Below are 9,176 nucleotides of genomic sequence, written 5' to 3'. Positions count from 1 at the left end.
TCACTCCTCAGTCCAGACACCGACGCGCCCAAGCCGACACTCCTCACACTTGGCACCGGTACCCCAAACCCAAACCCCTCCCTCATCGACGGGTCCAGCCAGGTTCTCTTGTGATGTGAGTTTGGCGTTCCGCCGTTTCAGAGTCGGCTGTGCTGATTCCATGTCGAACCACGCACGCTCTCGGTAGGCTCCCCGCGTCCCAGCGGAGACCAGGGAGGCCGATGTGGCGCAGGAGATTGAGGTCAAGTACCGCGTGCGTGACCTCGTGGCCCTGGAGGAGGCGTTGGCCCGACGCGGAGTGATTCTCTCTCCTCCGGTACGGCAGGACGACCAGGCGTATGCCGAGAACGGCTGGACCTACGAGCAGAGCAAGATCGGCGTGACGTTCGCCCGGTTGCGCACCCAGCGGGGGCGGCACCTGTTCACGATCAAACGACCACTGGACAACGCGATGGCCTGCCTTGAGCACGAGACCGAGATCGCCGACCGCGAGCAGATGCACCACGCCATCGTCGCGATGGGCTTCCACCCCACCGTCCGCATCGTGAAGACTCGCCGGAGCGCGACGCTTGGCGACATGGCGATCTGCGTGGACGAGGTCGAGCACGCCGGAGTGTTCATCGAATTCGAACGCACAACGAGCGACCAGGAGCCCGGCACCGCCGTACAGGACGAGCTGGACACCTTCGCCCGCTCCCTCGGCATCGAGTTGGAACGCACGAGGGACACCTACGACTCGTTGGTACGTGCCGTCCTGGCCTGATTTAGAACAACTGGTAAGAAGGCCCCGGTTCTCTTCGGAGGCCGGGGCCGTACTCGTGTTATGTGGCTGCCGGTTCGGACCAACCATGTATGCCGATGCCGGTGCCGGTGCGGTAGAGCCTGACCCCGGCGACGGTGTATGGCACGGTGTTACTCGGCAGGACGTCAGCGGGCACCCATTCGACCTTGGCGCACTTGTTCGGTTCTGCGTTGACCACCTCCCCGTCCCAGGTATCCGTGGCGAAGAAGAACCCGACCCGTGGCCGACCTTCAGGAGACAGGTGGTGGACCACGGTGGCAGGCCGTAGACGGCCGGGGTCGATGATGACGCCTACCTCCTCACGGGCCTCACGGATCGCGCAGTCGACGACGGTCTCACCGGGGTCGAGATGACCGGAGGGCAGGCAGTACAGCCCGTCGGCGTACCCGGTGCCCTGCCGAAGGGACAGCAGAATATGACCGTCGCGTTCGAGGATCACATGAACATCCACGGTGACCTGCTGGCGCTGCGTCGTCATGGCGGCAGAAGCCTTTCCCGAGGCGGGTAGGACGCCCGTGACGATAGCCCAAGGATGTGGCCGGTGAGGGCCGCAGCGGCGTCTTGCGGTGATTGATGACCTGTGTCGATTCGGTGGAAGACATATCCATCGACAGCCAGGACGTCGGCGAGGTCCTCGTATAGGGCGACCTCGGCGGCGCTGGAGCCTTCGTGCTCAAATCGCGAGTGTGCTCCTCGCACGGTGAGCCGCTCCTCCAGAACGGCAGAAGCGGCTGTGACCAGAATTGCCAGACCGGGCCGGTCGGCCAGGGCGTTGAGGTGGCGGATGTAGTCCAGGGGGACGCCGTCACGGCTCTGGAGAACATAGGAGGAGGGCACGTATCGGTCGCACACCACCACCTCGCCTCTGGCCAGTGCTGGCCGAACCTCGGTCTCAAGGTGGTGGTAACGGTCTGCGGCCACCAGGCAGGCCAACGCGAGACCGGAAAACGTCGATGTCTGCCGACGAGCGACCTCACCGAGAAGCCCACCGGACGGCTCCCGGGTAATCAGCGCGGGGACGCCTGCAACGGCAAGTTGCTCAGCGACCAAGCGAGCCAGAGTGGACTTTCCGGCCCCACCGGGACCGTCGAGGGTGACGAACAAGCTCATGGCATCCTCCGAGAGTGCTGGGCGCGTGCGAGATCGGCCAGATGACGGTGGATCTCCTCCTCGGTGGCCTCCCCGAACTGGAGCCGCGAGGAGAAGTTGAACTCGTCCCGGCCACGCAGAGCCGCGTCTTCGGCGCCGAGGTCCACGGGCGCGTAGTCGAGGAGTTGCTCGGCGGTGTAGCGGCCGGTGGCCATCAACCGCTCCCACTCAGGGGTGCCAGGGTAGGGACGAAACTGAAACACCGACGCGCGGAACGCTCCAGCCTGACCGTCGGTGAGATCCCACAGTCTGTGGATCAGGTCGACGGTCTCGGCCAGCTCGGCACAGGTCTCGGTGGGAAAACCGAGAATGAAGTAGCCCTTCACCTTGACGCCGCGGACGGTGAGACGGCGAACAACGTTGAGGACCATCTCCTGAGTAATGCGCTTGTCGATGTGGGCCAGCATCCGTTCCGAGCCGGATTCGATGCCAAGGGCGACCTCGCGCAGCCCGCACGCGGCGAGCAGATCGAGCGTCTCATCCGGTACGCGGTGGAGTACGTTGATGCGTCCGGTCGCATCCCAGACCGCCCAGTCGCTCACTTTCTCGGCGGCGAACGCGGCCGTCATCTGGTCGATCACGCGGCGGGCGCCAAGAAACAGGTCGTCAACGAACCGGAACGCCGTCACACCCTGGCTATCGCGGAGCTGGTGCATCTCGCCGAGAATCCCGTATGGCTCGCGTACTCGAATCGTCACATCTGGGTTCGCACTGATCGCCGCGCCGCAGAACGAACAGTTGTAGGGGCAGCCACGCGCCCCGACCATGTTCGCCTCGATTCGGCCGTCCTCGGCCCGGTAGGGGTCCTGGGCAAGATAAGCACGGTCGATGAACGGCAGCGTGTTGATGTCCGGTGCCAGGTGATGGCTGGTACCAGGGCGACCGCCAGTGACCGGAGCGCCCAGAACGGGATCACACCACATGACTCCGGGCAGGCCGGTCCGGTTTCGGTGGTTGGCCAGCAATTCCGCAACGCGAGTCTCGGCCTCGCCGATGACCAGGGCGTCGCAACGGGCCATCCGGGGATCGGCGAGGATTCGCTGCGGCATGGCTTTGGCATGGTGACCCCCCACCATGATGCGGATGTGCGGGTCGAGGGCGGCGGCGATGGTCGCGCTGATCTCGTAGGTGGGGGCTAACAGGTTGAATCCGACCCAGCGAGGCGCAGCCTGGTTGATCAGGCTGACGGTGTCAGCGATCGGCAGGCCCGCTGCCTCGGCGTCCAGAACGCCGACCGTGAAGCCTTGAGAGGCGGCGTAGGTGGCGATGTAGGCCATGCCCAGCACGGGCAAGGTGTAGTCGTTGACGCGGGGCCGGAGGGAGTAGTCCCGCAGCGGAGCGTTGACGAGCAGCAGGTCAAGTTGCGCAGGTGTGGTTCCTAAGTCAGTGGTGCGTGCTCCCTTGATCAACTTGTGCATGGTGATCTCCCCAGGCGAGTGTGAGGACAGTGAGTACGGACAGGTGCGGTCCGGCCAGACGCCGCCAGGTAGCAGCGAAGCCGGGCTCGTCGGTCGGCCACGCGGTGGCTGGATCAGCCAGCGCCGCCCAGGTGCGGACGGCCAGGTCGGCGTACGGGTACAGGGAGAAGTCGCCGGTCGCATCGGCGACGGCAGCCCCGGCGGTCCACGGCCCGATGCGCGGCACCGACTGCAAGGCTTTAACCAGGGCATCAGGGGCAAGCTGCGCCCATTCTGCGTGGTGGGTCAGGTAGGCGGAGGCTGCGGCCTGAAGTGGTCGGTGCTTGAAGGCCATGCCGAGTTCGGCGAAGTCCTCGGCACTGAGAGCGAGCGTCTGTTCCGGAGTCGGGATCAGCCAGGTACTTCCAGCAGCTTCACCTGCGGTGGTCCGAAACGCACGATGCATTTTGCGTGCCTGCCCAGCCCGGATGACCTGTCGGACGATGGCGGTTGCCAATGCCTCCCACAGATCGGGGTTGCGCACCCGCTCGACGCGACCGAGTCGGTGCAGGGAGGCGGCGAGTCCGACTGGCACCCGTCCGTCCAGCAGAGATACCGGGTCGTAGGAGTCGATGACGGGCGCGGAACCGTCTCCGCAGATCAGCGTGGCCATACGCTCGGATGAGCCGGTGAACGTCCACGTCCCTGTTGGGGTACGCAGCGCCCTGATCGGTGTACCGGTGTCAAGGTCCCAGGCGGGGTGGTCCAGCATGAGCCAGGTCATGACGTGGCCTTTCGGCTCGACGATCAACGATGTTCGCGCCACCGTACGCAGCCTCCGGTGCCGACGCGGGAAAACAGAAGAGTTGCTTCGGACATTCACGGCGGATCGCGCCCTTGATATGAGCATCGCGTGTTCGTTCTCATGCGCCAAAGGCTCCTGGCCCGCGTAGCAGCGCGCGGACTTCGGACTCCAGGTAGCGGCGTTGTCTGCTGGGTGTGCGGATGGACGGGACCTTTCCGGTCAACGCCCAGCGGTTGACGGTCTTGGGGTCCACCCCGAAGATGCGGGCGACCTCGCCGGGGGTGAGAAGGCGGTCGGTGGCTCCGGTTTCGGTGCTGAAGGTGCCGTCGGGGCTGATGATGCTGGTCATGGGACTCCTGTATGGCGTCAGGTGCGGATGATGTGGGTGATCTCGTCCTGGCGGCCGAGGGCTTGGGCCAGGCGGCGGACGGTGGTGCGGGCGAGGACGTCACGTGCTCCGGCGGCGTGCTGGGCCGGGGTGACCGGCTGGTAGCGGTAGGCCCACCACCGGGGCAGGCCCGGCATGTCCTGGGCCTCGTACCTCCAGCCGCGATGGATGGTGCCGAGCAGTTCGATCAGCCGCCGCTCATTCTCGGGATCGTGACCGGTCACGAACGGTCCCTTCGTAGCCGGACGGCGATCACTGGCCATGCGGGAACGGCCCGCATGGCGATCCACGGGACCGGCTCGACCCCGATCGGGACGGCCATGTCAGGAGCCCTCCCGGTTCTCAGGAGGGTCCGTGGGCGGTTTCAAGGACTCTCTCGGGGGTCGAGATTCCGCCTCGGTGCCCGGGAGGCCGGGGAGGGCTGTGGCGAGCAGGTAGAGCAACACGCTCAGCGGGTTCTTCACGGGTCTCCTGTCCGTGACGGATGGCGACGGATGGCTTGGAGGGCGCCCGGCCGGCGAGGTTGCCTGGCCGGGCGCCCGAAGGGACCGGCCACTCCGTTGTGACCGGCGCTGACGACCCCGCTTCCCCGATGCGTTTCGGAGCCGTCGAAGGTGTGCGGCCCAGGTCCCTCATACCTGAGCCGCACGTTCATAGGTACGGCGGGCAGGGGTGGGATGAGGTCCCCGCCCGCCGTACCGGCTCATCAGGCCACGTCCCGGCGGTTGCTTCGGAGGCGGTACGGCGCGACGGCGGGCACCTGGGAGTGGTCGCCGCCGTGCCGGATCGAGTGAGGGGGAAGCGCCCGCCAGGCAAGGGCCGTCTCCGCCTCACGTATCCGCTCCTGAAGCCCTTCAGGGCTGACGTCGGAGATGATCAGCGGTTCAGGTGTCGGCCAGATCGCGATGGCGTAGAAGCGGCGCTGTCCCAGGCTGTAGAGCACGCTCCACCACAGGCAGGAACGGTCCAGTCGTTCCGCTTCGGAACGGGCCGGGCCGTCCCACAGACGCCGGTACACCCTCGTGAGCGGCTGCCCGTCGCGGTGCCGTCCGCAGCGGCGAGACCGCCCGATCACAACGCCACCTGTCCGGCGGCCTGACGGGCGATCTCCTCGTGGCGGGTGATGACGGCCTGGATGTCGTCGAAGGTGTCGGCGTCCAGGTCCGGTTCGGCACCGGCCCGCCGCGCCTCGACGGGGAAGGGCTTCTGCCGGAAGGCCCAGAACCGGCCCGCGTCACTGATGAGCAGCCGCCAGCCCGGGATGGTCGGTGAAGGCACAGCGGCCTTACCATCGTTCACGATCGCACCTCTTTTGCGATCAGGGACCCCGTACGGCCTGCCAGCCTGCGGGGTTCCGCTTTACACGGCCCTTGCTGGTGCCATAGTTGAAGTCGCTGGGGGTGTGAGGCAAGACACACCGCGTTGCATCGGCGCAGGTGCAACGGATCGCGAGGGCGAACGTGAGCGGACAATCGACTCCGAACACCTCGACAGGCTGGCAGGAGTTCGGCCGTGCCCTGCGGATCCGGCGAGAACATCATGGACGGAGCCTGCGTGACCTCGCTGAGCAGATTCGGTGGAACTACTCCCTGATCAGCAAGTGGGAGCAGGGAAAGAACCGCCCGCCCGTCGAGGCCATCAAGGCTCTTGACGCCGAACTCTGCGCCGGAGGTGAACTCATGGCACAAGCGCTTCACGCGGCGATGACTGACGCCGATCAGGCGCGAAAGAGTACCGTCGAGGCAAAGGCCTCAACGCGGGATGAGGATGAAGACATGGAGCGCAGACGACTTATGCGGGACGCCGCTGTCGTCGCCGTCGGCGGCGTGGTGGCGCCCGCGCTGGCCGCGCTGACGGACGCCTGGCAGGTATCCCAACCCTCCATCTCCGGGGCGAGCGTGTCACAGGCGATGATCGACGACTGGGAAGACGCCGCCGACGTACACGCCAAAGCCGCCCGCGTCGAATCGCCCGCCATCGTCCTCGCCGCCCTCGCTGCCGACTTCGCCGAGATGGCTCCCCATCTCGCTCGCGATCAGCCCGACGCGGTGCGGAGAGACCTCGCCCACGCCGCTGCCCGGCACACCGCCTTGATCGCCGGTAAGTGGACCGACATGGGCAACCGCAGGCAGGCCCATCGGTGGTGGAGCACAACCCGGACGCTTATCGACGAATCCGGTGATCGGTTACTTGCCTCCTGGTTGCGAAGCCGCGAGGCGATCCACAGGCGCAGCGATCCGGCCGAGGATCTCGCCGAGGTCCTCAAGCTCTCTCGGGAAGCTCGTCGGCTAGCCGGTCCGCAGCCAAGCGCTCCGCTTGTGGCGGCCTTGACCACCGAGGCGAAGACGCTGGCGGCAATGGGTTCTCACGCGGATGCAATCAACACGCTGCAAGAAGCTGAGAGGGCGTTTGACCAGCTTCCGGCAGCGACCGGCGCATTTCGCAGCCTCAGCGAGCGTGGACTGTGGTTCGATCGAAGTCTGATCTACACCCTCGCAAGTGATGTGAGGAACGCTACCTGGGCGCAGGATGCCGCCGAAGCCTTGTATCCGGTGAACGATCAAACCTCGCCTCGAATTCGATTGCACCGTGTCGCGCTGCACGCCCGAACTGATCCAGAGAACGCCACGCAGGAAGCCCTCCGGATCGTTGACGGGCTTCCTTCCGGACGCTGGATGACCCGCTATGCAACGGACACTCATCTTGTCCTCGGCGCCCTGCCGGAGCATGCTCGAACTCTGCCCATTGCCCGCGAATTGCGTGCGCTGACGGCCGACCGGACAGCCTGAGCTGCATCCGATGACGGCCCTGCTTCTTTGCGCCGCCTTCGGCGGCGCGGGCTTGGGCGCCCTGAGTCGGTGTCTTCCCTCGTCGTTCGTCCGCTGCGCTCCCTCACTCCTCAGTCCAGACACCGACGCGCCCAAGCCGACACTCCTCACACCTGGCGCCGGTAAAGCACAAGCCGACACCCCTTACGCACGGCATCGGGGAAGCTCCGGCGCCGGGCGTCTGAGCCTTAGGACAGGCGGCCCACGTGGGCCAGGGCCTGCTTGAGGAGGGTGCCGTGGCCGCCCTGCATCTCCTGTTGGACCAGGGGGGAGGCCGCCTCCTCAGGGGTGAACCAGACCAGGTCCAGGGCGTCCTGCCTGGGGCGGCAGTCTCCGGCCACCGGGACGACGTAGGCGAGGGAGACCGCGTGCTGCCGGGGGTCGTGGTAGGGCGTGACACCCGGCGTCGGGAAGTACTCGGCGATCGTGAAGGGCTGCGGTGAGGCGGGTACGCGCGGCAGCGCCACCGGGCCGAGGTCCTTCTCCAGGTGGCGCATGAGCGCGTCGCGGACCCGTTCGTGCAGGAGCACACGACCGGAGACGAGGGCACGGCTGACCGTGCCGTCGGCGCCGATGCGCAGCAGCAGGCCGACGTGCGTGACCACCCCCGTGTCGTCCACCCGGACGGGGACGGCGTCGACGTAGAGGATCGGCATCCGGGCGCGAGCGGCCTCAAGCTCGTCGGGAGAGAGCCATCCGGGCGCGGTATCGGTCATTTCGGTCATTGGTCGATCGTACTTCGCGGTCAGCGCGTGGACACGCAGGCGCCCTGGGGCGTGGCGAACCGGATATGCCCAGGTCATGTGGGACATGTCAGGGGTTGGTAAAGGTACACGGGTCATACGGGATGTGTCCAAGGGGGCACGGAGTGCCGCAGGAGGCTTTCGTGAGTCACGGTGCCTCGGCGGATCGCCCCTGGGCGTCGGCCAGCCATCGCCTTGCCTCGGGGCCGCTGGCGAGGAGGTCGACCGCCTGTGCTCCGTGTCCGGTCACCAGCAGGCAGAAGTCCTCGGCGGCGCCGACGATCTTCTGCCGGGACTCGGTGGGGCCGTGGTCCCACAGGGCTCCCGAGGGGGCGGTGAGGAAAACGTGCAGGCCGGGGCCGGGCGGGGTCCAGCCGGTGGGGCGGTAGCGGGCGCTGTCGGGCAGCAGCCCGAACTCGATCGCGTGCCTGACCCGGTCCGTCCGTTTCCTGCTCAGCCCGAGCGCGTCCGCGATGTCCTGGTCGTGGCGGAACAACTCGGTCATCGCGGCGCCGGCGAGCGCCGAGGCCTCCAGCGGGCCGCCCAGCCACGGCACCGTACGGTCCGGCGGGAGGGCGGCCAGGACGGCGGCGGTGTTCTCGCGTTCGGTGTGCCAGCGGGGGAACAGCGCCCCCGGCGGTTCGAGCAGGTAGCCGGAGAGCGACGCGCGCAGCCTCGCCTCCAGGTCGAACCTGGGCTGCGTGGTCAGCGCGGTGAACGCCACCGGGTCCGAGGCCGCCAGGCCGATCAGCCGGTAGAGGGCGGCGAGGTGGGCGATCTGGTGTCCGACCGTCCAGCCGGGTACGGCGGTCGGCGTCGCCCACCCGTCGGCGTCGAGATCGACGACCGTCCGGTCGAGCTCCTCGGCCTCGGCGCGCAGGTCGTCGGTCACGTCCCTCAGGTCGCTCATGGCGGATTCCTCATCAGTTCTGGGAGTCGGGGAAGGTCGTCGCGGTGACCCAGAGCCCTCATCGGTTCCGGGAGCGGGCATCCGGCAGGCTCCCGGTGGCCGCCGACGGGCCTTCGGCATGGCTTTCGGTGGGGTTTCCGGCGGGCTTTCGGCA

Annotated in this window: 12 protein-coding genes; 2 read left to right on the top strand and 10 right to left on the bottom strand. The window is 67.2% G+C overall.

All coding sequences use genetic code 11. The features are described 5' to 3' along the window. The first annotated feature begins 223 nt into the window (after positions 1-223). Entirely contained in the window at positions 224-763 is a 540-nt protein-coding gene (gene cyaB, locus ACFOYY_RS35445; protein ID WP_386195565.1) for a class IV adenylate cyclase, read from the top strand. Positions 764-821: 58 nt separating this feature from the next. Here the strand turns inward: cyaB and ACFOYY_RS35440 are convergent, their stop codons facing one another. From ACFOYY_RS35440 to ACFOYY_RS35405, 8 genes are all read right to left on the bottom strand, one after another. Continuing rightward, the gene (locus ACFOYY_RS35440; RefSeq protein WP_386195563.1) at positions 822-1,280 is read right to left on the bottom strand and encodes an NUDIX hydrolase; all 459 of its coding nucleotides are present in this window, start codon (positions 1,278-1,280) and stop codon (positions 822-824) included. After that, a complete protein-coding gene (gene tmk, locus ACFOYY_RS35435; RefSeq protein WP_386195561.1) occupies positions 1,277-1,912 on the bottom strand; it encodes a dTMP kinase in 636 nt (211 codons plus the stop codon). The genes ACFOYY_RS35440 and tmk overlap by 4 nt, the downstream gene beginning before the upstream one ends. Next, positions 1,909-3,369: a B12-binding domain-containing radical SAM protein gene (locus ACFOYY_RS35430; protein ID WP_386195559.1), complete on the bottom strand. Its 1,461-nt coding sequence runs from the start codon at positions 3,367-3,369 to the stop codon at positions 1,909-1,911. The genes tmk and ACFOYY_RS35430 overlap by 4 nt, the downstream gene beginning before the upstream one ends. Next, positions 3,335-4,174 (bottom strand): hypothetical protein, encoded by an 840-nt coding sequence (locus ACFOYY_RS35425; RefSeq protein ID WP_386195557.1) that lies wholly within the window; start codon positions 4,172-4,174, stop codon positions 3,335-3,337. Before ACFOYY_RS35425 ends, ACFOYY_RS35430 begins: the two co-directional genes overlap by 35 nt. 97 nt (positions 4,175-4,271) lie before the next feature. Further along, entirely contained in the window at positions 4,272-4,502 is a 231-nt protein-coding gene (locus ACFOYY_RS35420) for a BldC family transcriptional regulator (RefSeq protein ID WP_386195555.1), read from the bottom strand. Between the two features lie 17 nt (positions 4,503-4,519). After that, the gene (locus ACFOYY_RS35415; RefSeq protein ID WP_386195553.1) at positions 4,520-4,765 is read right to left on the bottom strand and encodes a hypothetical protein; all 246 of its coding nucleotides are present in this window, start codon (positions 4,763-4,765) and stop codon (positions 4,520-4,522) included. 482 nt (positions 4,766-5,247) lie between these two features. Beyond that, complete coding sequence (locus tag ACFOYY_RS35410) at positions 5,248-5,616, bottom strand: hypothetical protein (protein ID WP_386195551.1); 369 nt, start codon at positions 5,614-5,616, stop codon at positions 5,248-5,250. Beyond that, positions 5,613-5,840, bottom strand: a complete 228-nt coding sequence (locus tag ACFOYY_RS35405) for a hypothetical protein (protein ID WP_386195549.1) — start codon at positions 5,838-5,840, stop codon at positions 5,613-5,615. The genes ACFOYY_RS35410 and ACFOYY_RS35405 overlap by 4 nt, the downstream gene beginning before the upstream one ends. Positions 5,841-6,001: 161 nt before the next feature. Between ACFOYY_RS35405 and ACFOYY_RS35400 the strand changes: the two genes are divergently transcribed. After that, complete coding sequence (locus ACFOYY_RS35400) at positions 6,002-7,330, top strand: helix-turn-helix domain-containing protein (protein WP_386195547.1); 1,329 nt, start codon at positions 6,002-6,004, stop codon at positions 7,328-7,330. Positions 7,331-7,557: 227 nt separating this feature from the next. Here ACFOYY_RS35400 and ACFOYY_RS35395 read toward each other — a convergent pair whose 3' ends face one another. After that, positions 7,558-8,094, bottom strand: a complete 537-nt coding sequence (locus ACFOYY_RS35395; RefSeq protein WP_352014458.1) for an NUDIX hydrolase family protein — start codon at positions 8,092-8,094, stop codon at positions 7,558-7,560. Between the two features lie 166 nt (positions 8,095-8,260). Continuing rightward, positions 8,261-9,022 (bottom strand): maleylpyruvate isomerase family mycothiol-dependent enzyme, encoded by a 762-nt coding sequence (locus ACFOYY_RS35390; protein WP_386195544.1) that lies wholly within the window; start codon positions 9,020-9,022, stop codon positions 8,261-8,263. Positions 9,023-9,176 lie beyond the last annotated feature (154 nt).

It is taken from the genome of Streptosporangium jomthongense, assembly GCF_042650425.1.
GTDB lineage: Bacteria > Actinomycetota > Actinomycetes > Streptosporangiales > Streptosporangiaceae > Streptosporangium.
Note: the sequence above shows the minus strand (reverse complement) of the source record. Positions and strands in the feature narration are given on the sequence as shown.

What these genes read in the sequence shown, in the direction of transcription:
- ACFOYY_RS35440 (WP_386195563.1), bottom strand. Translation starts at nt 1,280, where the DNA reads ATGACGACGCAGCGCCAGCAGGTCACCGTGGATGTTCATGTGATCCTC.
- tmk (WP_386195561.1), bottom strand. Translation starts at nt 1,912, where the DNA reads ATGAGCTTGTTCGTCACCCTCGACGGTCCCGGTGGGGCCGGAAAGTCC.
- ACFOYY_RS35390 (WP_386195544.1), bottom strand. Translation starts at nt 9,022, where the DNA reads ATGAGCGACCTGAGGGACGTGACCGACGACCTGCGCGCCGAGGCCGAG.
- ACFOYY_RS35420 (WP_386195555.1), bottom strand. Translation starts at nt 4,502, where the DNA reads ATGACCAGCATCATCAGCCCCGACGGCACCTTCAGCACCGAAACCGGA.
- ACFOYY_RS35430 (WP_386195559.1), bottom strand. Translation starts at nt 3,369, where the DNA reads ATGCACAAGTTGATCAAGGGAGCACGCACCACTGACTTAGGAACCACA.
- ACFOYY_RS35395 (WP_352014458.1), bottom strand. Translation starts at nt 8,094, where the DNA reads ATGACCGAAATGACCGATACCGCGCCCGGATGGCTCTCTCCCGACGAG.